Genomic DNA, 24,954 nt, shown 5'->3' with positions numbered 1-24,954 from the left:
GTCCTAGCCGTCGGTGGGAGCGGAGACGAGCGGAGTGGCGGTGCGCGGGGCGTCCGGGCCGTCGGACGGGGTCCGCGCGTGCGGCAGCCGTGGGGCCGTGTCGGGGCCGCCGGGTGTCCGGGTGAGTACGGCCAGTGGGGGTGCTCCGGGGCGGGTGGGCAGGGCGCGTGCCGTCATGCCGGACTCGGCCGCCACGTCCTGCAGTCCGAAGGGTGCCCAGCGGTAGGAGTCGCGCACTTCGCGTTCCGCATGGGCGGCGCCGTCCCGGTAGACCCGCCAGGTGGAGTGCAGGCGCATCGCTCCGTCCTCGGCCTCGTCCGGTGCTCCGGCGAACGACCACTCATAGCGGTGGCGTCCGGCTCTGGCGGTGGCGAGCCGGGTCTCGGGCAGGGACGAGGGGCTTTCGAACTGCATGAGTTCGACGATGACGAGCCCGCTGGGGGCCAGCCGTCGGTCCAGCCGCCGCCATAGCCTGGCCCGCTCTTCGGCGTCGAGGTGGCCGAGAACTCCGCACAGCAGGACGACGCTGATCCGGTCGGGAAGCTCCAGGTCGGGAGCGGAGTCCGCGGTGACGGTCACCCGGGTACGCAGGTCTTCGTCACTGAAGACACGGCTGGTGAGCACGGCCCGCATGCCGACCGACGGTTCACAGGCGATGATCTGCGCGTCCGGCCGGGCCCGGGCGACGGCCTCGGTGACCAGACCGGTGCCCGCACCGATGTCGACGACCGGCCCCGCGCTCAGATCCGCTTCGGCGAGGAGGGCGGCGACCGCCGGGACGCTGGAGGTCGCGGTGTGCTCGGCGGCGAAGAGGTCGAAGAACTCGGCCGACGGAGAGTACGGCGCGGCGTCCGCGGGACGGACCGGCACCGTCTCGGGCGAGAAGCCGGTCGGCTCCCCGGCGGGGGTCGGACCTGCGACGTGCGAGGACGGTTCCGAGCGGGATGTGGTATCGCCTGGGAAGCCCTCCGGCACTGGGAATATGTCGCTGACCGCCAGGGGCAGGGGGGTGGCCGGCCGGACGATCTCGGGTGGTCCCAGCCGTGCCGCGAGGTCGGTCCAGATGCGGCACACGGCCAGGTCGTACTGGCCCGCGCGCAAGGCGTCCCCACCCTGGGCGACGGCCTCGCGGAGACCGTCTAGGGCCGTGCCGATCGCTTCGGGCCACAGGTCGGAGAAGACCGCACGGAAGGTCCCCGTGGTGCCGACCACGGCCGTGGTGCCGAGCCCCAGTCGCCCGGTTCCCGGCCCGTCCAGGACGAATCGCCGGTCCGTGTCCCGGCCGATGTGCAGCCGAGGACTCCACAGCACCGGGCCGTGGGTGTCGGCCAGGGTGAGCACTCCGCCCTCTGTTCCGACGGAGATCCGGTGCCAGTGCAGGGCATGGTTGTCCCGGTCGGACGGGTCGAGCTGGTGGTGCACCCGCAGGGTGAGGGGTACGCCGGCGAACACGCCGTGCAGGGAACGGAACGGCTGCGGTCCAATCTCGGCGGGCAGCGGCGCCGGGTCCGCGAACCGCCAGGGCCGGAGCGTGCCCATCGCCTGACCGAGGATGTCCACCAGGGGATGCATCAGGTGGACCGGGGTGGCGGCGTCCACGAAGAGTGGTCTCTGCCGTTGGACGAGCCGGCTGGCTGCCTCGATGAAGGCGCGGACGGGAGCGACATGCGGGTAGTGGGTGTTGAGGCGGTACTGCACCCCTCGCCTGCGGGCGTGTTTGAGGTTGTCCGTCAGCTCGGTGAGGTGGACGGGGTGTTCCTGGAGGACGTGGATGCCCCGGTCCATGAGCGCTCGGGCCAGCTCGGTGCCCGGGCCACCTGATATGGAGGAACTCACCGCGACGCAGGCGGCATCGATGTCCTCCGAAAGGTCGTCCACGTCCGTGTAGTACGGGACGTCCAGGCTCCGGGCGTACGCGCGGGACGCCGCCGAACCACGGCTCAGGACGCCGGCGAGGAGGTAGCCGGGGCGCCTGCGTACCGCCTCGGCGTAGAAGCGGCCGAAGTTGGTACCGCAGACCAGTACACGCAGGGGCGACGCTTCGCTCACAGCACGCCTTCTTCCACGTAGTCGGCTTCGGCCGCCGCGCCGGAGAGCCGGAGGTCGGCGGCACCGTGGGATCGCAGGTGCGTGACCACGGTGTCCGGATCCAGGACGTCACAGGCGAAGTGCACGCCCGCCGGGACCTCACCCCGCAGTACCGCTTCCACCGCGAGGGCGCCGAGGGTCGCGGTGAGGCGGTAGCTGCTGGCGGCGCGCAGGGTCAGCCCCGCGGTGGCCGGTCGTGCGGACGCCGTTCCCGACAGCGTGAAGTCCATGACGTAGTAGGGCTTGCGTCCGGCCAGGTCGAGGTCGGCGGCCAGGATCAGCCGCTCCGCGAGCCGGTCGGGGTCTTCTCCGGCTGCGAGGCGTCCCGGCAGGACGTTGAGCAGCGCGCGTACGGCAGGGCCGGGGTGGACGTTGTACCAGTCGAGCCGGTCCAGGCCCAGGACGGTGGCGAGGCGTTCGCTCTCCCCGCTGAGGTAGGGCTGCACCGCGACCCGGCCGGGGAACGCCTCGTGTTCAGTGTCCTCGGCCGTGCGCAGGGCACGTGACACGCGCCGCCCGCCGCGGACGGCCGCCAGCGCCTCGCCGTATGCCGCACCGTCCGCGCCACCGGAGGTCAGGGAAAGCATGAGATCGTGCGCCACGGTCGGCGAACAGGTCTCCAGGCCACCGCAGTACGCGGTCAGCGCCGCGGCCCCGTCCAGTCCCTGCCCGGCCAGCCAGCGCGGCAGGAGGCTCGACAACCCGGGCAGGGCTCCCGCGGAAAGGACGACCGTGCGGCCGCCGAGGGTCGGATCACCGGCCTTGAGGAGGTCTTCGGCAGCCGGGTCGTCCCCGGCCACGTCGACGCAGTGGGCACCGGCGGCGAGTGCCGCGGAGGCCACCGTGGCCCGGAGCCGGTAAGTGGGTCCGACGCAGTTGAGGACGATGTCGCAGCCCTCGGTGAAGGCGCGCAGGCCCTCCGGAGCGGTGGCGTCGGCCCGGACCGTCTCGTCGTGGCCGGTGGGGTTCTCCTCGACGACAGCGCTCAGGGCGGACGCGGTCCGTCCTCCCAGGCGGAGCCTGGTGTGGCCGAGCCTGCGCAGCTCCCGTACGGCGGCCCGTCCGACCGCACCGGATGCCCCGAGGACCCCGATAACTGGCTTGTTCATCGGGTGATCGCCCCCTGGGTCAGCTCACCGAGGGTCTTGAGGATGCCGGGCGCGTGCTCGACGGACAGGCAGCTGTAGTGGTCGCCGCCGATGTCGACGATGTCCAGGTCTCCCAGCGTCAGTTCCTCCCAGTAGGTGGTGACGGCGTCCTTGCTGCCGGGGAAGGGGTAGGCGCCGTCGTGGCGCAGGAAGGTGATGTCGCCCGCGTAGGGCTCGGCGTCGTAGCGGGTGATGGCGAAGACGCTCTGCCGGAACGCGAGGAAGAGCCGCGTCATGTGCTCGGGTTCGTAGGTGCCCGCCGAGGCGGGGACCGCCGCGCACATCCGCTCGATGCGGGTCGCGCGGGGGACCTCCGCCAGTTCCCGGAATCGCGCCGCCACGTCGTCGAACTCCTCGGGCAGTCCGGCCAGTCCGCCGTCCGGCAGCACACCGGGGCTGGCGGCGAGGACGGCGTCGGCGGCCGCTGCGACCCGGTACTGGTCGTCGGGGAAGCCGAGGTCGGCAGGGTCGATGCCCATCATGACGGCGAAGGAGTACTCGGCGAGGAGTTCGTCGTCGAGCCGGAAGCGGGGGCTGTGGCTGCTGATGACGGTGAGGCTCTCCACCTCGGCCCCGGACTCGGCCAGGTTGCGCGCCACCTCGGTGGCGATCAGGCCGCCCAGGCAGTAGCCGACGACGTGGAAGCGACTGCGGCCGTCCGCCGTCAGGGCGCGGGCGTAGTCGGCCGCCATCTGCTCGATGAGTCCCTCAGGGGGCGCTGCGAGGAATCCGTTCAGGTCCGGGACCTCGACGCCGACGACCTCGGCGAGACCTGGTGAGCGGCGTCTGATCTCGGTGACCAGCGCCCGGTACGGCATGATCGTCGCGGTTCCCGCATGTACCAGGACGGTCGTCGGCTCGTCCTCGGAGCGGGCGCCGTGCAGGTGGATCACCGGGTCGGTGCGCGCGGCGTCCGCCGAGGGCGCGTCCTCGGGGGCGGCCAGACCGCGCAGGAAGCCGGCGAGACCGGCGACTGTGGGGCGGCGCAGCATGTGGCGCAGGACGACCTCCCATTCCAGGTCGGCCGCCTGCGGTACGCGTTCGCGCAGGCGGCCCACCATGCGTGCGACCAGGAGGGAGTCGCCGCCGAGGTCGAAGAAGTCGTCGTTGCGGGTGACACGTTCGACAGCGAGGAGTTCCGCCCACAGGTCGGCGAGGCTGTTCTCCAGCTCGTCCTTCGGCTGTTCGTCCACGACGACCGGTGCGCTTTCGCGGGGCAGCCAGGTCCGCAGGCGAGCGCGGTCGGTCTTGCCGTTGGCCGTACGGGGCAGGGCGTCGACGACCTGCCACACCGACGGAAGCATGTACTCCGGGAGCCGGGTGGCCGCCGTGCGGGCAAGCTCACCCGTGGGAACGTGACAGCGGTCGTCCTTCAGGGTGGCGAAGAAGACCTCCTGCCCGGTGAGGGCCAGGGGGTCCCGGGAGTCGGGCAGTGAGGTGACCTCCGACGCCCCCTGTGCGTCCAGGAGTTCGCGCCACTGGGTGTGGGTGAGGAAGGACTGTCCGGTGTGCTCGCGCACATCGGTCCAGGTCTGGCCGGCGACCTCCAGGAACTCCATGGAGACCAGCAGGGGGAGGTTCTCGTCGCGGGTGTTCTCCACGAACACCAGCTGGCCGCCCGGCACCAGCAGTTCCCGCAGCCGGCCCACGGCGGCGTCCGCGTCGGCGGCGGCGTGGAGCGTGTTGGCGCAGATCACGACGTCGAAGGTGTTGGGCAGCAGGTGCTGGGCGCGGGGGTCCTCGTCGACGTCGAAGCGCTGGTAGCGAACCCAGGCATGGTCGGCGAAGCGTTCGCGGGCTTCGTTCAGGAAGAAGGCGGAGGCATCGGTGAACAGGTAATCCACGCCGTACTCGGCGAGGACGGGCACGAGTTCGCCGGTGGTGCCGCCGACGCCGCCGCCCACTTCGAGGACGCGCATCCGCTCCTCGCCGGTGTGGCCGGCAGCGATCTCCCGCAGTGCGGCGACCACCGCGCGGTTGAGGTGCCGGATGGCGAGGTTGTCACGGTAAGCGGCATCCGCGGCATCCGTGGCCGCTCCGGGGAAGAGCAGTTCCTGGATGCCCGTCTCGCCGGAGATCAGCTCGGGCAGTCGCTCGGCACACGTACGCATGACGGTGAGCAGCTCCGTGCTCCAGCCGATCTCGTGCTCCAGTGCCGCGGCCCGCTGCCAGCGGCGTTCCTTCTCGGTCTCGGACACGGGCACCAGGCCGGTGTAGGTGTCGTCCGGGCTCTGGTGGGTGAGCCGGTCGCGTACGGCCAGGGCGCGCAGCCAGCGGCGCACGATGTGCCGGTGCCGGGGCATGGCGCGCAGGGCCGTGCCCACTTCATCCGCTGTGCGCGACGCACCGTCGGCGAATGTTCCGGAGGCGGCGAGGACGTGGGTCATCTCGGCGATGGCCACCTCGTCGAGGGCGCTGAGGAAGTCCGTGAGCCGCGCGGTGTCGACGGCGGCCGAGGCTTGACGTACGGCGTCGGTGGCCACCGTACGCGCCTGTTCCCTGGTCGCCGCGGCGGGCTCGTAGCCGTCCCCGGACGGTGCTCCGGGAAGGCCGGCATCCCTGTCCTTGCGGGCCGTCTCCACGAACGCGGCGAGGCGCCGTCCGCCCGCCGCGGAGTCGTCGACGATGACGGCGCCCGCCGCGACCGCCGGGTGGGCCTGTACGGCGGCCTCCACTTCGGCGAGTTCGACGCGGTATCCGCGGATCTTGATCTGGGCGTCCTCGCGGCCCAGGAACTCGATGGTTCCGTCGGGGAGGTACCGCCCGAGGTCGCCCGTCCGGTACAGGCGCCCTCCGGTGGCGGGGTCGGTGAGGAACCGCTGTGCCGTGCGCTCCTCGTCGCCGAAGTAGCCCAGGGCGACGCCGGCGCCGCCGATGTACAGCTCGCCCGGCACCCATTCGGGGCGGGGCCGCAGGTGCCGGTCGAGTACGGCGAAGGTCTGGTTGGTCAGGGGCTTGCCGTACGGGATGCTCGGGCGGGCGGTGTCCACCTCGCCGATCGGGTGGGCGATGGACCAGATGGAGCCCTCGGTGGCTCCGCCGAGCGAGATGACGTCCAGCCCCGGGAGGAGTTCACGGGCCTGGTCGGGCAGCGAGACGGGTATCCAGTCACCGGATATCAGCGCGAGCCGCAGCGAGGCGTCGCCGGCGGGGGGCTCGGAGCGGAGCCAGTCGCACAGCATGTGGAGCTGACCGGGGACCGAGTTCCACACGGTCACGCCGTGGTCGCGGACGAGTTCGGCCCAGTGGGAGGGGTCCCCTCGCCGGTCGGCCGCGGGCAGGACGAGGGTGGCACCCACCGCGAGCGGCCCGAACAGGTCGTAGACGGACAGGTCGAAGCCCAGCCCCGCGATGCCGAGGACGCGGTCGCTCCCGGTGACGGCGTAGCGCCGGTTGATGTCCTCGACAGTGTTGAGAGCGGCTCGGTGACTGATCATCACACCCTTGGGCGTGCCGGTGGAACCCGACGTGTAGATGATGTAGGCGAGGTCGTCCGGGTCGCATCGGGTGCCACGCACGTCCGGCGCGGCCGCGGTGTCCTCGGGTAGGACGAGGTCGACGGCGACGGCCGTGATGCTTTCCGGCAGGTCGTCGATCTCGGCGAGCCAGGATTGGGTGAGGACCGTGCGAACGCCCGCGTCCGCGATGATCGTGTCCCGACGGGCCGGTGGCTGAGCGGTGTCGACGGGCAGATAGGCACCGCCCGCCATGAGAGTGCCGAAGACCGCGACGACCTGCTCCCAGCCCTTGTCGGCCCAGATGGCCACGGGTTCCCCCGGGCGAAGCCCGGAGTCCGTCAGTGCACGAGCCAGAGCGCTCGCGCGGGCCACGAGCTGTCGGTAGGTGAGGGCGAGGTCGGGGGTCCGGACGGCGATCGCGTCCGGTGCGGCCTGCGCCTGGGCGATTACGGGTTCGTGGAGCAGGGCGTTGGGCAGGGGCCCCTCGGTCGCGTTGACCGCGAGCCGGCATGCCGCCTGGGCCTCGGGCAGAGGAATGCGGACCGGGGCGTCCCAGGCGGCCTCTCCGGCTTCGCCCTCGGCCGACAGCGACCGTACGAGTGCCGAGTACGCCTCGAACATAGCGTCGGCCACCCCCTGGGCGAGTGCGGCCACCCGGATGTCCCAGGACAGGATCAACGCGTCACCGCGCTGCATGACCTGGCAGTCGAGCCATACCTGTGGCGTCCGGGTCACGGCGTACGTCACCTCGGGAGGCACTCCCTCGGAGGTGGCGCCGGTGCCCAGGGCGCTGGTGAAGACGACCGGCATCAGCACCGGGGAGCCGGCGCGGCGGGAGAGTTCGGCGAGCACCTCCGAGCCGGTGAACGACGCATGCGCCAGGTCTTCGAGGAGCTGCTCCCCCACCGCCCTGGTCCGGTCGGTGAAGGTGGCCGGGGCGTCGAGGTCGACGGCGAGGAGTTCGAGCGAGGTGAAGTCGCCGATGAGGCGGTGGATGTCGTCGTGCAGAGCGGGGCGGTCGACGGTGGGCACGTTGAGCGTGAAGCGGCTGGTGCGCGACCAGGCGCCGACCGTCTCGGCGTATGCGGTGAGCAGGACGGTCGACACGGTCAGTCCTCGCCGCGCTGCCCGCCCGGTGAGGCGGTCCCGGTCGGCCGCGGACAGCAAGGTCTCCAGTCGGCGGAACGTCACCGTGCCGTCGGGAGCCGGCGTACTTCCGGTCTCTCCGTGATCGTCCACATCGGCTTCCCAGTGTTCGGCGAGGGGAAGTTCGGGGGCGGGCGGCAGGGTGTCGAGGCGTCCGGTCCAGTAGGCGCGGTCGCGGGTGTGTGCGTAGCTGTCGGCGAGTGCGCGGCGGGCCAGGACGTAGTCGCGGAAGGTGATCCGCGGTGCGTCGGAGAGGGCGGCACCGCCGTAGCTCCCCTGGAACTCGGCGAGCAGGATGCGCAGACTGGCGTGGTCGACGACGAGCATGTCGAAGGAGAGGTGGAGCACAGCCTGCCCGGCGGTCCGGGTGACGTGCACGGCGAAGAGCGGCCACCGGTCGGTGGGGGCCTCGCGGGTGGACAGGCGTGCTCGCGTGCGTTCCAGCTCTGCCTCGGCCGTGTCGGACGGGAGCGCGGTCAGGTCGTCGGTCCCGACCACGAGGGCGGGGACTTCGGGCAGGACCCGCTGGTGGCCGTCGCGATGGACCACGGCGCGGAGCATGTCGTGGCGCTGGACCAACTCGCGCCACGCGGCGGTGACTCGGTCCACGTCGAGGTCGGGGTAGCGCAGCTCGACGTAGGCGTGGCAGCCGATGCCGCCGTAGGCGTAGGCGTCGGTGCGGCCGATGAGGTAGGCGGCCTGGATGTCCGTCAGCGGGAACGGTTCGTGGCGGTTGTCGGGGTCGCTCCGCAGTGTGGGTTCCCCTGCCTCCAGGTGGCGCAGGATGGCGTCCTTGTGCGTGCGTAGTTCGGCGCGGTGCGTGTCGGTGAGCCGGCCCTGGGGGGCCCGGAACCGCAGTTGTCCGTCCTGGGCCCAGAGCACCACGCCCTCGTCGGCGTATCGGGCCAGCAGTTCAGCGATGTTCACAGCTCTCCGGTCTCATAGGTGGTCGCGTGGGCCGCGAGCGTTCGGGTGACGTCCGCGGCGAGCGCGGCGATGGTCGGTGCGGCGAAGAAGCGGCGGGCGGGCACGGTGGCCCCGAGACGGCGCTCGATCGCGGTCAGCAGGCGCAGTGCGGCGAGGCTGTCGCCGCCTGCGGTGAAGAAGTTGGCGTCCCGGTCCGGCAGCCACTGCGGCAGGTATTCGTGCCAGAGCGCGGCAAGGGCTTCTTCGGTTTCGCCCCGTGGCGGTTCGGCGCCGGCGGGCACCGTCTGCGGGCCCGCCAGGCCGGCCAGGGCTCCCCGGTCGACCTTGCCGTTCGCGGTGAGGGGCAGCGTGGGGAGCAGGAGAACGCGGGACGGGACGGCGTAGACCGGCACCCGCTCCGCCACCAGGGCGAAGAGCCCATCGGCCAGTTCCGGATCCTCGAAGGGCGCGACCGGACCGGAAGGAGCGGACTCGGTGGCGGGCGTGGAGACCGCGGTGGGGTCCTGCGGTACGGCGAAGGCGACCAGGCGCTTGGCGGTGCGCTCCCCCACGGCCACGACGGCGGCCCGCGCGACGGCCGGGTGTGCTTCCAGGGCGGCCTCGATCTCGCCCGCCTCGATGCGGTGCCCGGAGATCTTCAGCTGGCTGTCGAGCCGGCCGAGGAACTCCAGCAGTCCGTCACCTCGGAACCGGCCCAGGTCACCCGTCCGGTACCAGCGTCGCCCGTCCCGCTCGACGAACTTCTCGGCGGTGCGGACCGGGTCGGCCAGGTAGCCGCGAGCCAGCCCGGCCCCACCGATCAGCAGTTCGCCGGGCGTCCAGTCGGGGCAGTCCCGGCCGGCCCGGTCGACCACCCTGTAGCGCTGCCCGGTCAGGGGACGTCCGTACGGGATGGAGACCCACCGGGGGTCCAGATCGGTGACGGTGAGGGTGTTGGACCAGATGGCGGCTTCCGTGGCGCCGCCCATGGCGACGAAGGAGCAGGGCCGCGCGGTCCGGGCCCGCAGCCGGGCGGGCAGGTCCAGGCCGATCCAGTCGCCGGAGACCAGCGCGGTCCGCAGCCCCGCGATCCGGCTGCCTTCCACGCCGCCCTGTTCGTCGGCGTCGAGCAGCAGGTCGAGCAGGGCGGGCACGGTGTTCCAGACGGTCACGCGGTACTGATCCAGCAGGCTCGGCCAGCGGGCAGGTTCACGGCGCTGGTCCTCGGTGGGCAGCAGGAGGGAGCCTCCTGCCGCGAGCAGGCCGAAGACGTCGTACACGGACAGGTCGAAGTCCAGCGCGGAGAGAGCGAGGACACGGTCGTCCCCGCTGATGTCGTGGCGGGCGTTGATGTCGGCGATCGTGTTCCAGGCTGCGGCGTGGGTGATCTCGACCCCCTTGGGCTCGCCCGTGGAGCCTGAGGTGAAGATCACGTAGGCGAGCGTCTGCGGAGACGCCGTACAGGGTGTGGGCAGCGGCTCATGGTGCTGCGTGTCCGCGAAGGACAGGCTGCGGGGGCCGGTCGCCTCCGGGGCGGGCCAGGTTCCGAGGACCACCTCGAACCCGGCGGTGGCGTGCACGCGTTCCAGTCGTGCGGTGGGCTGTTCGAGGCTGAGGGGAACGTAGGCGGCTCCGGCCGCGAGGACTCCCAGGACAGCCGCGATCTGTTCCGGGCCCTTGGGCAGGGTGACCGCGACCAGGTTCCCCGGCCGTACGCCCGCGTCGCCGAGCGCCGCGGCGATGCGCAGAGCCTGCCCGGCGAGGGCTCCGTAGGTCACCTCCTGCCCTGCCGTCGTGGCGAGGGCGGTGCGGCCGGGGGTGGTGGTCGCGTGGCTGAAGAACGCATCGTGCAGCAGGCGGGGAGCCACCGGATCGAGGGCGGCCTCCCGTGCCTCGGCGGCCCGCCGTTCGTACTGGGAGGCGGGCAGCAGGTCGGGGAGCGGTGCTTCCCAGTCGCCGACGGCGATGTGCCGCAGCAGCCGTTCGTAGGCGGCGAACATGGCGTCCAGCACGCCCTCGGCGAACAGCTCCTCGACGGCGTCCCAGGTGACGACCAGGTTTCCGGACTCCTCGGTGACCTGGTTGTCCAGGCAGACCTGCGGTGACTGGGAGATGCCCCAGACCTTGGCGGAGAAGCCGGTGCCCGGTGCGGCCAGCGTCGCGTCACCGACGCCGATGGCGCTGGTGAACACGACGGGTGCGGCCGCGTCCACCGTGCCCGTGCGTCGGCCGAACTCCCGCAGCAGCCAGTCGATCGGCACGTCGGCGTGGTCGAGGTCCTCGGCCTGACGGCGTTGCAGGACCCTGGCCGCCGCCGGCCAGGATGTGCCCTCGCGCCGGTATCCGGCGAGGGACAGGGAGGTGAAGTCGCCCAGCACCCGGTGGATGTGGGGGTGGACGTCCCGCCGGTTGAAGAGGGTGAGCGTGATGGTCAGGGCGTCACTCCCACTCCAGGTCGCCAGGGTTTCGGCGTACAGGGCGAGCAGGACGGTCGAGGGGGTGAGGCCGTGCCGGGCCGCGTCCCGCTTGACGGCCCGCCAGTCCTCGGCGGGCACGGTCAGCCGGCGCCGGGTGAAGACGGGCGTGTCGAGAGTCGCGGGGTCTCGGTCGAAAGGCAGGGCGGGAGGCGGCGGCAGTTCGGACAGGCGGGACTGCCAGTGGGCACGGGCCCGCGCTTCCGCCTCCGGGTCCGCCGGGAGGCGGGTCAGATAGTCGCGGAAGGTCACCTCGACGGGCGGCAGTTCCTGGTCCGGATCGGCGTAGAGCGCGTTCAGTTCGGCGTAGAGCGTGGTGATGGAGAGCGCGTCGAGCACCAGGTAGTCCAGGCCGATGCCGATGCGGGTGCGTGTCTCTCCGCCCCCCTTCCCGGCATCCCCGCCCTCGCGGTAGCGCACCGCCTCGATCGCGAAGAGCGGCCACCGGGCGGGGTCACGGACCTGGCGGGACAGGCGGGCGCGCAGGTCCGCGAGCGCCTCGGTCGCCTCGCCGCCGTACGCGTCCCCCACGGGGATGCGTACGGGTGGCACCTCGGGAAGGACTCGCTGGCGTCCGTCCTCGACGACGGCACGGAGCATGCCGTGGCGGGCGACGAGGGTGTTCCAGGCGCGCTCCAGCCGGGGCAGGTCGACGTCCGTGCCGTCGAACTCCGTGTAGTGCCAGGTGCCGACGCCGCCGAGGGTGAAACGAGGGTCTCGGCCGGTGTGGTAGGCGGCCTGGACGTCCGTCAGCGGGAAGGGATCGTGGGCGTGGTCCGGGTCGGGCACGAGGACGGCTGGCTGCTCGTGGGCGGTCGTCGCGGGGTGCAGCGTCTCGCAGAAGTGCTGGAGCACGGGGCGGGCGAAGAGGTCGGCCACACGGGCGCCGGGGAATCCGGCTGCGCGCAGTCGGCCGATCATGCGGGTCGCGACGAGCGAGTCGCCGCCCAGCAGGAAGAAGCTGCTCTCGCGTCCCACGTCGGCCACGTCGAGCAGGTCGGCCCACTCGGCCGCCACGGCCGTCTCCACGGGACCGAAAGGCTCGGAGGTGCGCGGTCCGTCCTGGCCGGCGGCCTCGGTCAGCGCTTGGCGGACGGCGGCCCGGTCGAGTTTGCCGTTGGCGGTCAGTGGCAGGTCGCGCAGGACGAGTATGCGCTCGGGGACCATGTAGGCGGGCAGTCGGTCCGCCGCCCGGAGGCGGACCCTCTCCGGGTCGGGTGCCTCACCGTGGGCGGAGACGGCCGCGGCGAGGTGCCGTACCGGTGTGTCGAGGACGGTGGCGACGGCGTGCAGGACGGCGGGGTCGTCCTCCAGCGCTGACTCGACCTCGCCGAGTTCGATGCGGTGGCCGCCGATCTTCACTTGGTGGTCGGCGCGGCCGAGGAACTCCAGCACTCCGTCGGGCCGGTAGCGGGCCAGGTCGCCGCTGCGGTACCAGCGTTCGCCGTCGTGCTCGACGAAACGTTCGGCGGTCCGCTCAGGGTCCCCCCGGTATCCGTTGGCCACACCGGGGCCGCCGATCCACAGCTCGCCGGGGACGAGATCGGGGCAGTCGCGGCCGCGCTCGTCCACGACACGCGCCCGCATGTTGCGCAGCGGAACACCGTACGGGACCGACTTCCAGGCCGGGTCGGTCTCCTCCACCTCGAAGACCGTGGAGTGGACCGCGGCCTCCGTCATGCCGCCGAGTGCCACGAAACGGCAGCCGGGTACGAGGGCCCGCAGTCTGCGGGGCTGGTCGAGTCCGATCCAGTCCCCGCCGAGCAGCGCCATGCGCGGGGAGTCGCCGAGGCCGTCGTCCTCGCCGGCGGCCATCAGCAGGTCCAGCAGGGCAGGCACGCACTGCACCAGCGTCACCCCGTGCGTGCGCACCAGCCGCCCCCAGTGGTGGGCATCGCGGCGGTGCTCCTGTCCCACAGCGACCATCTGGCCGCCGAGCGACAGCGGGGTGAAGATGTCCCAGGTGGCGAGGTCGAAGTCCAGTGCGGAGATCGCGAGCGTGCGGTCCGCGGGGCCGAGTCCGAGCTGTTGCTCCATCGCCTCGATGGTGTTGACGACCGCTCGGTGCGACACCTCGACGCCCTTGGGCAGTCCGGTCGAGCCGGAGGTGAACAGCACGTAGGCCGGCAGGGCGGGATCCGGCTGGACGACCTGTGCGGGTTCCGCCTTCGCCGCGTCCTCCAGGAGCAGCACCGGAGCCGAGGAGGCTTCCGCGCACAAGTGGGCGTGGTCCCGGTCGGTGAGTACGGCGGACGCTTCGGCCACAGCGTGGATGCGGGCTCGTCGTACGGCGGGCTGCTCCACTCCGACGGGGGCGTAGGCCGCGCCGGCGGCCAGGATGCCGAGCACCGCGGCGACCTGGTCGGCGCCCTTGGGCAGGGTCACCGCGACCGTGTCTCCCTCCCGCACCCCGTGGTCGCGCAGCAGCGCGGCGATCTGCCGTGCCGTGCGGCCGAGTTCGCCGTAGGTGATCGCGTCACCCGTCGTGCTGATGACCGCAGCGCGGTCCGGCTCGGTCTCCGCCAGCCGGAAGAAGCGGGTGTGCAGGGCGCGGGCAGGGACCGGCGTGGCGGGCAGGGCCGCCACCGCGCGGCGGGGCAGGACATCGGTCGCGAGCAGACCGTTCACCGGCCGGTCCCACGCTTCGGGGTCGGTCACGAGCCGGCCGATCAGGCGGCGGTAGGCATCGAACGCGGCGTCGGGGACTCCGGTCTCGAACACCCCGTCACGCACGTCCCAGTTGAGGAGGAGACCCCCGTCGAGTTCGGTGACCTGCGCGTCCAGGTAGACCTGCGGTCCCTGCGAAATGATCCAGGAAGGGCGGCCGAAGGACTTCTGCACGTCCTGCTCGAATATCTCGCCCAGGCCGATGGCGCTGGTGTACACGACGGGTGCCAGCACCGGGGCGCCCTCGACGCGGGCGAGGTCGCGCAGCACCTCGACGCCACCGTACGCCCCGTGGGCGATGCCCTCCTGAAGGCGTTCCTGAAGGCCGCGCGCCTGCCGGGAGAACGGGTGCGGTGCGCTCAGGTCCGCGTCGAGCAGGACCGAGCTGCTGAAGTCACCGACCAGGTCGGCCACTTCGGGGGTGAACATCTCCCGGTCGAACAGCGGAAGGTTGAGCAGGAAGCGCCGGCTGTCGCTCCAGGCGGCGATGACCTCGGCGAAGGCGGTGGCGAGGGCGGCGGCGGGGGTGATGCCGTGTCGGCGGGCCGCGGCGATAAGGGCGGCCTTGTCGGCGGGGCCGAGCCAGTGGTGCAGGCGGCGGGAGCGGGTGAGCGTGGTGTCGTCCGCGCTGACCGGGGTGAGCGGGGCCACGGTCGTCGGCAGCCGGGGGGCGCGGGGCAGGTCCGGCAGGCGCTCTCGCCACCAGGCGGCATGCTGTTCGCGTTCGGCCCTTCGCCGGACGTCGTGCTCCGCGAGGTACCGGCGGTAGTCCAGGCCCATCTCGCGCGGCGGATCCTCAGGACACTCGTAGAAGCGGCGCAGGTCGGACAGGAGGACCCGCAGGCTCAGCGCGTCACCGGCCATCATGTCCAGGTCGATCTGCAGCCGGGTCCCCCCGTCGGGGAGCAGGCACAGGGCGGCACGGAAGACCTCGCCCGTGGTGATGTCCGGGCGGGCGTGGGTGTTGCTCTCACGCAGTCGCTCCAGCTCGGACTCGGCCTCACCGGTGGTGCGTGCACGCAGATCGTGGACGGTGAGGGGCGCACCTGCGGCACCGAAGCGCTGGCGGCCCTCATCGTCGAAGACGGCCCTGAGCATGCCGTGCCGCCGCACGAGGGCGCGCAGGGCGGCATCGAGCCGGGCCGGATCGACGTCATGACCGTCGAGTTCGACGTAGAAGTGCGCGGCGACACCGCCGAGAGGCTGCCCGTCCTGACGTCCGATCCAGTAGGCGTGCTGCATGGTGGCCAGCGGGAAGGAGCCGGACTGCTCCTCGGCGGCCGTCGCGTCCGACGGGGTGGGAGATGCGGGGGCGGGTTCGCCGTCGGGCCGCGCTTGCCCGAGCAGGACCGTCCAGGCCCGCAGGGTCGGCTCACGCGTGAGGTCCTGGAAGGTGACGGTGCTGCCCGCCCGTCGCCAGGTGCCGACGAGGGACATCAGCATCAGTGAGTCGAGGCCGAGTTCGAAGAGGTCACGGTCGTCGGCCAGTTGCTGTGGCGGCAGCTCCAGTGCGCGTGCAACCGCCGCGCGCACCGCGGCCGGTGCGTGCGGGTCGCTGTCGGCGGGGTCGCCTTCCGCTGTCCGCGCCTGGACGAGCGCTTCGTCGCTCACTGATGGGGCCTTCCGATCGGATGGGTGCGGGTCGTGTCGAGGTCGGCAGGCGGCGGGAGGTTCGTCACGCAGGGGCCGAGCCCTAGATTGAAATGATTATCATTTCTATAGTTCACATCGTAATCACATAACCGGACCCGACGCCAGAGCCGCGAGGCTCGGCGATGAGAGGCAGAGCCCCATGAGCGAGACACAACGGACCTGGCCCGAGGCCGAGAAGGCGCGGTACAGGGCCGTCGGCCACTGGGAGGGCGTCACCTTCGGAACCCGGTTGCGCCGGTGGGCGGCCGGGCGCGGAGGGCGGGTCGCGCTCGTAGACGGCGATCGCCGCTGGACCTACGCCCAGCTGGACGCCGAGGCCGACCTCATCTCCCGCGGACTGTTCGGACTGGGCATCGGACGGGGCGACCGCGTGGTGCTCCAGCTCCCGAACCGCGCCGAGTTCGTACTCCTCTGGTTCGCCTTGCAGCGGCTCGGTGCGGTACCGGTGCACGCCATGCCCGGCCATCGGCGCCGGGAGATCGGCCATCTGGTGCGCGTGGCGGGGGCCGTGGCCTGTGTGGTGCCCGATCGGCACGCCAGGTTCGACCACCGCGAACTGATGCGCGAGGTGCGGGCGGAGCAGGGATCGGACGGCTCGCTGCGGCATGTCATCGTGGTCGGCGATCCGGGACCGGGCGAGGACTTCGTCTCCTTCGAAGGGCTCCGCTCGGCCCCGCCGGCCGCCTCGGGTCACGGCCTCGACGACGGGGGAGCCGCCCCCTCCGACGTCGCTCTCCTGTTGCTGTCCGGCGGCACCACAGGGCTCCCCAAACTCATCCCGCGCACGCACGACGACTACGCCTACAACGCCCGCGCCTGCGCCGACGTCTGTGCGCTCGACGCACGGACCGTCTACCTGGCGGTACTGCCGATCGGGTTCAACTTCACCTTCGCCTGCCCCGGTGTGCTGGGCACGCTGATGGCCGGGGGGACCGTCGTCGTCGCGCCTGACCCCAGCGCGCAGACGGCGTTCGCCCTCGTCGCACGGGAGGGCGTGACCTTGACCTCCCTGACCCCGCCGCTCGTTCCCCACTGGATGGACGAGGCCGCGTCCGGGTCTTGGGACCTCGGCAGCCTCGCGGTGGTGCAGGTCGGCGGGGCGCGGCTGCCGGAGGATCACGCCCGCAAGCTGGGACCGGCGCTCGGGGCGACCGTGCAACAGGTCTTCGGCATGGCGGAGGGCCTGATCAACCTGACGCGCCTTGACGATCCCGAGGACCTGGTCTGTGCCACCCAGGGCCGGCCCGTCTCGCCGGACGACGAGGTTCTGGTGGTGGACAGCGACGGCATGCCCGTGCCGGACGGGACGGCGGGCGAACTCCTCACCCGGGGCCCGTACACGCTGCGTGGCTACTACCGCGCCGAGGAGTACAACCGCACGGCGTTCACGCCGGACGGCTACTACCGGACCGGGGACGTGGTGCGGCGCCTGCCCACCGGACATCTCGTGGTAGTGGGGCGGATCAAGGACCAGATCAACCGGGGCGGCGAGAAGATCGCCGCGGTGGAGGTGGAGGAGGAGTTGCTGACGCATCCGGCGATCACCGCGTCGGCCCTGGTCGGTGTGCCGGACGAGCGGTGGGGTGAGCGGTCCGTCGCTTTCGTCGTATGCGAGGGCTCGGCTCCCGGAGCGCGGGAGGTCGCCGCCCATCTCAAGGAACGCGGGCTGGCCGGGCACAAGGCGCCGGACGAGATCGTGCAGGTGCCCGCACTGCCGCTCACCGCGGTCGGAAAGGTGGACAAGGCGGCGCTGACACAGCGGTTGCTCTTCTCGTAAGACGTGGCCGGGAGGAGCGCCCGGTGAGCGGCGCGCTCCTCCTGCCGCCCGTGAGAGGTCCCCCACCCGCCGCTACTCCGGTACGACGAGGAGGGCATCGCCGGCGTGGGCGAGCAGTTCCCTGGTGCGGGGATGCTCCGGGGCCACGAGCACCCGTTCGGCGGGGCCGTCCTCGACCACCCTTCCCGCGTCCAGGACGACGACCCTCTCCGCACGGCGGGCGACGGCCGTCAGGTCGTGCGTCACCATCACGACGGTCAGCCCCGTCGTCGACCGCAGCGAGTCCAGCAGGTCAAGGATTCCGCTCGCCGTGTCCGGGTCCAGCGCCGAGGTGATTTCGTCGCAGACGAGAGCGCGCGGCTGAGCCGCCAGCGTGCGCGCCAGGGCAACGCGTTGGCGCTGGCCGCCCGACAACTCACCCGGTCTGCGTGTCAGTACACCCTCGTCCAGACCGACCAGACCGAGCAGCCGTACGGCTTCTTCGAGCGCTTCCTCGGCGGGTCGGCGCCCGATCCCCCTGAGAGGGCGCAGAAGCGCGGTCCTCACGGATTCACGGGGGTTGAGGGCGCCGCGGGCGTCCTGTGCGACGAGTCGCACCGCAGCGCCACGTCCTCGCTCCGTACCGGCCTCCCGCCACTCGGCACTGCCTCGTGCGGGCCGGTGGAGCCCTGCGAGGCAGCGGGCGAGGGTGGTCTTCCCCGAACCCGAGGAGCCCACCACGGCGGTGCAGGAGCCTGCCGGGACGGTGAGGGAGACGTCGTGCAGCACGGCAACGCGGCCGTGGGCGGCACTCAGCCCGCGCACGTGCAGCCCACCCTCGGTGGTGACTTCCTGCGGCCGCGGCGGACCGGACCAGCCGGTGCGGGCTTTCGTCTGTGTCAGAACAGGCACCGGTCTCTTCACCGGCCCTGCCGTGACGATCCGCCCTCCCTCCAGGCGGATCACCTCGTCCGCCACGGACGCGATCCACGCCGGGTCGTGGCTGACCAGCAACGCGGCGCGGTCGCCCTCGGAGAGGACCTCGGCCAGCAGGCCGCGCATCGCGTCGGCCAGGACCGTGTCCAAACCGCTGGTGGGCTCGTCGAGGACCAGCAGGCGGGGTGTACCAGCCAGGGCCAGTGCGAGGCCGACGCGTTGGGCCTGCCCTCCCGACAGCTGCCGCGGCATCCGTCGCCGAAACGCCCGGTCGGCCGGCAGCCGCACGGACAGCAGCAGCTCCTCGACCCGCGCACGAACGTCGTTCGCACGCTTCACGGCCGAGCGCAGGCGTACCGCCTCCGCGATCTGCGTGCCGATCTGTAGCGCGGGGTTGAGCGACGATGCCGGGTCCTGTCCCAAGAACGACACCACGCGTCCCCGCAGCCGACCGGCGTCCGCAGGGGTAAAAGGGTCGAGTCCGGCCACCTGGACGGTTCCGGACCGCACCTCCAGGCCGGGTCGGACGTGTCCGAGCAGGCTGTAGGCCAAGCTGCTCTTGCCTGATCCCGACCTGCCCACGACCCCCAGTACTTGCCCTGGCGCAACCGACAGGCAGGCGTCGTGCAGGACAGGCGGGCCGCCGGACACCGGACCGACCGTCAGCCCGCTGATCTCGGCGAGCAGCCCCTCCTGCACCCGGCGTGCCGTTGTCCCGTTCCCGGTCATGCGATCCCCCGTCCCACTGCTTCCGCCAGCCGTCCGGCCAGCAGCCCGACACACACCGACAGCCCTACGAGCAGCAGGGCCGGCGCGAGGAACGGCGTGGCGGCCAGCGTCGCCCCGGGGACGTTCTCGCTCACCATGCGCCCCCAGTCGGGCGCCGCTCCGCCCTGACCGAGGCCGAGGAAGCCTGCGGTGGCGGTGAGGTGCAGGGACGCGACCAGGCGCAGCGCGGTGTCCATGAGGGCCGGTCCGGCGATGTTGGGCAGCACGTCGTGGCGGAGCACGGCCAGCCGGGTGTCGCCGCGGGCCAGGGCCGCCTCGACGTACCCGCTGCTCAGCACCGTGTCCCCCGCAGCGCGCAGGATCCTGGTGGAGAAAGGGGCGGTGGCCAGGGCGACGGCTGCCACGAGGGCCGCGTCGCTGCCGGGGAACCCGGCGGCCAGGACCAGGAGGACCAGGAGGGCGGGGACGACCGCGAGGGCGTCCACGCAGCGGACCAGCAGGTCGCCGAACCTGCGGGAGACCATGGCCGCCAGGACGCCGACGGCCATCCCGATGGCTCCGGCCGCAGCCGTCCCGGCCAGCGCGGTCAGCACGATGGACCGGCCTCCGCCGAGCACACGGCTCGCCACGTCCCGGCCCAGCACGTCGGTGCCGAGGAGGAACTGACCGTCCGGCGGCTGGAAGGGCGCGGCGAGCTGGGCGGTGGGGCTGTACGGCGCGGCCAGCGGTCCCAGCAGGGCGAGCAGAAGCAGGAACAGCGTGCCGGCACAGGTGAGCAGCGGCGGCCGCCGGTACTGCGGCGTGCCCGAACGCGCCGGGCGAGTCCGCCTCCTCGGCGGTGTCAGGACCGTCGTCATGGTCGGTGTCCCTCTCGTGCTCCCAGCAGACGCGTGCACAGGTCGCCCAGCAGGAGCACCGCGAGCATGACCGCGATCAGCGCGGTGGCGATGCCCTGCACCATCGGCACGTCCCGCGCCGCGACGGCCAGTTGCAGCTCTCGGCCGATGCCCGGGTAGTCGAAGACGTTCTCCACCACCACCGCCGAGCCGACCAGCGCACCCGTGGTGAGGGTGAGCGCCTGTACGGCCGGTCCCGCGGCGTTGGGCAGGATGTGACGCACCGCAAGCCGCACACCGCGAACACCGTTGAGTCGGGCCGCCTCGCAGTGCGGCGCGGCTGCGGTGTCCGCCACGGAGACCCGCAACAGCCTGGTGGCCACCGCCAGACCGACCGCGCTAAGCGTCAGCACGGGCAGGACCAACGCGTGCGGGACATCGAGCGGCGTACCTCCCAGCGGGATGACCGAGACGCGTGGGAGGGCCTCCAGCCACACCGCCAGTACGGCGACGAGCAGCGCGGCAATGACGAACTCGGGCACGGCGGCCAGGATCTGGGCGGACGTGGAGACCACGCGGTCGGCGACGCCGCCGCGCAGCCCGGTCCACAGACCGAGCAGCACGGCGAGCGGCGCGGTGACGGCGAGCGTCAGTGCGGCGAGGAGGAGGCTGTTGGGCAGGCGGGTGGCGATGACGTCGGTGACCGACCGCTCTCCCACGAAGCCGCGCCCGAGGTCGCCCCGGACCGCCCCGGCCACCCAGTCCGCGTATCTCTCGGTGACGGGCCGGTCCAGGCCGAGTTCGGCGCGCACCTCGTCGCGTTGCGCCGCGGAGGCGTCCACGCCGGCGACTCCGCTGACGGCGTCACCCGGCAGGACCGTCGTGGCCGCGAAGACCACGGCCGACAGCAGCACCAGGAGGACGGCGGCCCCCGCCACGCGACGGAAGCCGAAGGCGAGCAGCCTCACGCCAGCGACGCCCGGGAGAATCCGGGGAACTGTTCGAAGAGGTCGTCCCGTACTCCGTCGACGCCCTTGGCCTGGGCGTTCAGGTTCGGCTTGAAGACCGGCAGCACCTGGTTGCCCTGCGTCCAGCGCGTACGCTGCGCCTGCGTGCTCAGCTTCTTCGCCTGGACCGGGTCGCGTTCGGCACGGGCCTTCGCCACGAGGGCGTCGGTCTCCGACTCCTTCCAGCCGAACGCCGACGGCGACCCGCCCGCCAAGCTCATCTGGTAAGTCGACAGCGCCGGAATGGGCATCTGGTACGAAGCGGCCAACGGCAGCGCGGCGTACGCGGGGAAATCGGCGTAGAGCTGTCCCGCGGGCAGTTCGCGGACCGATGCCCGAACGCCGACCTTTTTCAGGTCCTCGACGAAGAGGGCGGCCATTTCCACCATGCCCGGCGTCTCGGGACCGGTGGTCAGCGTCACCTTCATCCCGTCGGCGCCGGCCTCCTTGAGCAGCTCACGGGCCCGCTCGGGGTCGTGGGCGCGCTGGGGTACGCCTTGGGCGTAGTCGGGGAATCCGATGGAGGGCAGGTCGTTGCCGACCTCGGCGTTGCCGTAGAAGACCGTCCTGACCATGGCCTTCCGGTCTACCGCAAGCTTGAACGCCTCCCTGACCCGGGGGTCGTCGAAGGGCTTGACGCTCATGTTCATCTGGAAGGACAGACCGACCAGGTAAGGGCTCTGCGTGGGGGCCAGCTCGACCTTCGCGCTGTCCGCGAGCGTGCGTGCGGTGACGGGTGAGAGGTCGTGGGCAAAGTCGATCTCCCCGCTGGTGAGCGCGCCCGCCCTGGCGGTCGAGTCCGCGATCGACCGCAGTTCCAGGCCGTCCAGGTGGGGAACGTGACCGTAGTGGTCGTCGTAGCGCTCGAACGCCGACCCCTGACCTGCCGTGAACTCCGTCAGTCGGAAGGGGCCGCAACTGGGCATGCCCTGGGCGAATTTCCTGGTGCCGTCCTTGACGACGAGGAAGTTGCCCTGGCACAGGATCATGCGGCCGTCGGCGATGGGCCGCAGGGTGGGCAGAACGACCTTCAGGCCCCCGTCGGCCTTGGCGCGGGCGAGGTCGAAGTTGGCGGCGGCGAGCCGGTACACGGGCAGTTTGCTCTTGGCCGCGAGGGCGCTGAGCGAGTGCAGGATGTCGGCGGACGTGAGCTCGGAGCCGTCGGTGAAGCGGACGCCGGGTCGCACGTGCAGCGTGTACGTCGACAGGTCGTCGGAGATGTCGATGCCCTTGAGCACGCCGTAGCGCACCCCGTCGGGCCCGCTGGGGTCCAGGTTGCCCAGGGTGCCGTGCCAGGCACGGGCGCGCACCAGGTCCAGTGCGGACGGACCGTTGAAGAAGTCGAGCGTCTCGGAGGCACCGCCTCCGACGAAAGCGGCCCGGAAGGTGCCGCCCGAGCGCGTCGAAGAGCCCGGTCCCGACTTCGGGTTCGCGCCGGGCTCGTCGGTGGAGCACGCAGCCAGCAGGCCAGGTCCTACCGCGAGAGCCGCGGCGCCCGCCGCACCGCGGCGGAGGAAGGCGCGGCGATCGATCTGTCTGGACATGCTTCTCCTTGACGTTCTGCTGATCTGAACCGAGCGCCGGGAAGACGTCCACGGCACGTGAAGTGCCACCCCCGACGCGGGCGGGTGGCCCTGTATGAACGGACGCGTGCACAGCCGGGTCCGCAACGCCCTCGGCGCTGCGGGCCCGGCTCGTGCTACCGGAAGGTGAGAGCCCCGGACGGGCAGGCCCACACGGCGTCGTGCACAGCGTCCGACTGGGACGCCGTCGGCACCTCGGCGAGGACGACCACCAGCCCGTCGTGCTCGTCCTGGTCGAAGACAGCCGGTGCGGCGAGCACGCATTGCCCGGCCCCGACGCACCGACCCCGCTCCGCGCCGACCCTCCCGGCTCCTGGCGCCTGGCCCGACAACGTCATGAGAGCCCCTCCTCTGCAGTCGCATCCGCGACCGCCGATGCGACACAGCCAGACAGTAGTAGATAATGACTTCCATATTCAATAAGCTCATCGAGTCGGCCGCCGGGTGCACTCACACCCAGGACCATCAGCTCCGCGCAAGGTCGTTCCGCCGTCGAGGCAAACCCGGCCGACATGGCACACAGCCAACTGGCCCCGCTTACTGGGAGGTGGGCGTCCTGCGCGACGCACCGGCAACGCAGTCACCGGCGTCATGGCGCCCGACGCGGCAGCGGATGGCTGTCCTGAGCGCCCTGTACGACCGAGCCGACTTCACCTCCGCACAGGAACTGCACGAGACCCTCGAAGCCGAGGGCATCACCGTCGGCCTGACCACGGTCTACCGGACCCTGAACGCCCTGGAGCGCGCCGGACAGGTCGACGTCGTGCGGGACAGGACCGGAGAACGTCTCTACCGCCCTCGGCCCACCGACGGCCACCGCCACTACCTCGTCTGTCGCAACTGCGGCTTCAGCGCGGCGGTCGACGCCGACCCCGTGGAACGGTGGGCGGACGGCGTCGCCGAGACCATGAGATTCACCGAGGTGGAACACACCGTGGAACTCTCCGGCGTCTGCGACCGCTGCCGCGTCGACGTAACCGCGCACACTCCAGCGGAACAGCACGCCTGAGCGGGGTTCACGCCCGGTCGGCAGCGTGCGCTCCGGTTCAGCAGCTCATAGCGGGGATCCGCATGGTGCTGGCAAGCTGACGGGTGTGACAGCGTCCGAGACGGTACCCAGCACCGTGATCGCACAACTCAGCCGACCCCATGACGCCACCGAAGCCGTCCGGCGGAACCTCGCCGCATGCTGGACGGCGGTCGTCAACGCAGGAGGGGCCGTCGTCCCGATGGGCTGCCCGCTTCCACCGGTGGCCCAGGCCACGCTCCGCCCGGCGGTCGAGCGAATCACTCGTGAACTGTCCCCCGACCACAGCAGACTCCTCATGGCGACGGTGGACGGCGCACTCGCGGGCTGGCTGCTGCTGCGCCGCGAGGCGCATCCCCTCGCGGCGCACTGCGGCGTGTTGAACCACGTCCAGACACACGTGCACTTCCGCGGCAGGGGCGTGGGCGCCGCGATGATGCGGCACGCCCAGGGTGTCGCGCGCGACGAGATGGGGCTGGAGCGGCTGCAGCTCGCCGTACGGTCCGGTCTGGGGCTGGAGGAGTTCTACCGCAAGGCGGGCTGGGAGGAGGTCGGCAGGTGGCCGGGCGCACTGCGGGTGTCCCCCGGCGACGACCGCGACGAGATCCTGATGAGTCTGGCCCTGTGAGAGCCGCGGCAACTTCCGCCCTCCGTAACGGCCTCGATCGATCTGCTTCCGCCGCCGACCTCAGGCTCCGACGGGAGTGGAAAGTCCGCCTGTGCCCCCCATGACCGCCACCAGCACGGCGCTGTCTCCGAACTGCCAGACCGGCGCGACGTGGGCGAAGCCGGCCCGACGCAGCAGCGCGGCGTGTCGGCCCACCGTGATCTGCTCGTCGCCGCCGCTGCCGCCATGGAGGGCATGGCGCCGCAGGCGTTCATCGAGGAGGTCGGTCAGTTCGGGGTCCCGGGCCGCGGCGTCCCACCAGGACCGCCAGTCCTCGCACGCGTGGCCGCCCAAGCGCTCGGACCTGCGACGGCCCACATGGGCGGTGAGGTCCGAGCAGGGCGCCGCATCCGGTGGGAAGTGGTCCCCGTTGACGAGGACGCCGCCGGGGCGCAGCAGGGACGCGAGGGAACGGTAGGTGCGCAGCAGCACCTGCTCGGGCAGGTAGTGCAGCGCGGTCGTCGAAACGGCGGCGTCCAAGGGGCGGTCCAGCCCGAGGACGTCGGTCCAGCCCTCCGCGCCGATGACCGTGTCGACGTAGCGGGCGGCGTCGGCATGGTGGGTGCGCCCCAGTTCCAGCAGTACGGGGTCCATGTCGGCGGCCACGATCTCGGCGTGCGGGAGCCGGTCGGCGAGCCTGGCGGCCAGGGAGCCGGGGCCGCACCCGAGGTCCAGCAGCAGGGGGCGGGCGCGGTCGGCGACGGTGTGTTCGACGACATCGGCGATCACGGTGAACCGCTCCTCGCGGTCCACCGCGTACCGCTCCTGCTGGCGTTCCCAGCGCTCGACCCAGGACCTGGCCGTCGCCATGCTCACACCCATAGCTTGCGTCACCTCGTCTGTCTCTCGTCCGTGCGGGAGCACCGACGGATC

13 protein-coding genes are annotated in these 24,954 nt (G+C 72.0%); 3 read left to right on the top strand and 10 right to left on the bottom strand.

All coding sequences use genetic code 11. The features are described from left to right. Nucleotides 1-3: 3 nt before the first annotated feature. Genes ACFWM7_RS04530 through ACFWM7_RS04515 form a run of 4 tightly spaced genes read right to left on the bottom strand, consistent with a single transcriptional unit; the run spans nt 4 to nt 15,420 of the window. A complete protein-coding gene (locus ACFWM7_RS04530; protein ID WP_383255009.1) occupies nt 4-2,049 on the bottom strand; it encodes a Gfo/Idh/MocA family oxidoreductase in 2,046 nt (681 codons plus the stop codon). Next, on the bottom strand, nt 2,046-3,197 hold the full coding sequence (locus tag ACFWM7_RS04525; protein WP_383255008.1) for a saccharopine dehydrogenase NADP-binding domain-containing protein: 1,152 nt from the start codon (nt 3,195-3,197) through the stop codon (nt 2,046-2,048). The genes ACFWM7_RS04530 and ACFWM7_RS04525 overlap by 4 nt, the downstream gene beginning before the upstream one ends. Next, nucleotides 3,194-8,767, bottom strand: coding sequence for an amino acid adenylation domain-containing protein (locus ACFWM7_RS04520; RefSeq protein WP_383255006.1), 5,574 nt, complete (start codon nt 8,765-8,767; stop codon nt 3,194-3,196). The genes ACFWM7_RS04525 and ACFWM7_RS04520 overlap by 4 nt, the downstream gene beginning before the upstream one ends. After that, nucleotides 8,764-15,420 (bottom strand): amino acid adenylation domain-containing protein, encoded by a 6,657-nt coding sequence (locus ACFWM7_RS04515; protein ID WP_383255024.1) that lies wholly within the window; start codon nt 15,418-15,420, stop codon nt 8,764-8,766. The genes ACFWM7_RS04520 and ACFWM7_RS04515 overlap by 4 nt, the downstream gene beginning before the upstream one ends. 259 nt (nt 15,421-15,679) lie before the next feature. Here ACFWM7_RS04515 and ACFWM7_RS04510 point away from each other — a divergent pair, with 259 nt between their 5' ends. Beyond that, nucleotides 15,680-17,317 (top strand): (2,3-dihydroxybenzoyl)adenylate synthase, encoded by a 1,638-nt coding sequence (locus ACFWM7_RS04510; protein WP_383255004.1) that lies wholly within the window; start codon nt 15,680-15,682, stop codon nt 17,315-17,317. Between the two features lie 72 nt (nt 17,318-17,389). Here the strand turns inward: ACFWM7_RS04510 and ACFWM7_RS04505 are convergent, their stop codons facing one another. The 5 genes from ACFWM7_RS04505 to ACFWM7_RS04485 all read right to left on the bottom strand — a co-directional run bounded on the left by ACFWM7_RS04505 (nt 17,390) and on the right by ACFWM7_RS04485 (nt 22,725). Further along, nucleotides 17,390-18,961, bottom strand: a complete 1,572-nt coding sequence (locus tag ACFWM7_RS04505) for an ABC transporter ATP-binding protein (RefSeq protein WP_383255002.1) — start codon at nt 18,959-18,961, stop codon at nt 17,390-17,392. Further along, nucleotides 18,958-19,818 carry an ABC transporter permease gene (locus ACFWM7_RS04500; RefSeq protein WP_383255000.1) on the bottom strand — a complete coding sequence of 287 codons (861 nt, stop codon included), beginning with the start codon at nt 19,816-19,818 and terminating at the stop codon, nt 18,958-18,960. The genes ACFWM7_RS04505 and ACFWM7_RS04500 overlap by 4 nt, the downstream gene beginning before the upstream one ends. Further along, the gene (locus ACFWM7_RS04495) at nt 19,815-20,765 is read right to left on the bottom strand and encodes an ABC transporter permease (protein ID WP_383254998.1); all 951 of its coding nucleotides are present in this window, start codon (nt 20,763-20,765) and stop codon (nt 19,815-19,817) included. The genes ACFWM7_RS04500 and ACFWM7_RS04495 overlap by 4 nt, the downstream gene beginning before the upstream one ends. Next, complete coding sequence (locus ACFWM7_RS04490; RefSeq protein WP_383254996.1) at nt 20,762-22,348, bottom strand: ABC transporter substrate-binding protein; 1,587 nt, start codon at nt 22,346-22,348, stop codon at nt 20,762-20,764. The genes ACFWM7_RS04495 and ACFWM7_RS04490 overlap by 4 nt, the downstream gene beginning before the upstream one ends. Before the next feature lie 155 nt (nt 22,349-22,503). Further along, nucleotides 22,504-22,725 carry a ferredoxin gene (locus ACFWM7_RS04485; RefSeq protein ID WP_364940796.1) on the bottom strand — a complete coding sequence of 74 codons (222 nt, stop codon included), beginning with the start codon at nt 22,723-22,725 and terminating at the stop codon, nt 22,504-22,506. Between the two features lie 209 nt (nt 22,726-22,934). Between ACFWM7_RS04485 and ACFWM7_RS04480 the strand changes: the two genes are divergently transcribed. Both ACFWM7_RS04480 and ACFWM7_RS04475 read left to right on the top strand, forming a co-directional pair. Beyond that, a complete protein-coding gene (locus tag ACFWM7_RS04480) occupies nt 22,935-23,396 on the top strand; it encodes a Fur family transcriptional regulator (RefSeq protein ID WP_383254994.1) in 462 nt (153 codons plus the stop codon). 115 nt (nt 23,397-23,511) lie between these two features. Then, nucleotides 23,512-24,042 (top strand): GNAT family N-acetyltransferase, encoded by a 531-nt coding sequence (locus ACFWM7_RS04475; protein WP_383254992.1) that lies wholly within the window; start codon nt 23,512-23,514, stop codon nt 24,040-24,042. Between the two features lie 60 nt (nt 24,043-24,102). Here ACFWM7_RS04475 and ACFWM7_RS04470 read toward each other — a convergent pair whose 3' ends face one another. Then, entirely contained in the window at nt 24,103-24,903 is an 801-nt protein-coding gene (locus ACFWM7_RS04470) for a class I SAM-dependent methyltransferase (RefSeq protein ID WP_383254989.1), read from the bottom strand. Nucleotides 24,904-24,954 lie beyond the last annotated feature (51 nt).

This window comes from Streptomyces sp. NPDC058375, assembly GCF_042723425.1.
In the GTDB taxonomy this organism is placed as follows: Bacteria; Actinomycetota; Actinomycetes; order Streptomycetales; family Streptomycetaceae; genus Streptomyces; species Streptomyces durocortorensis.
This window is presented reverse-complemented; position numbering and strand designations above follow the sequence as displayed.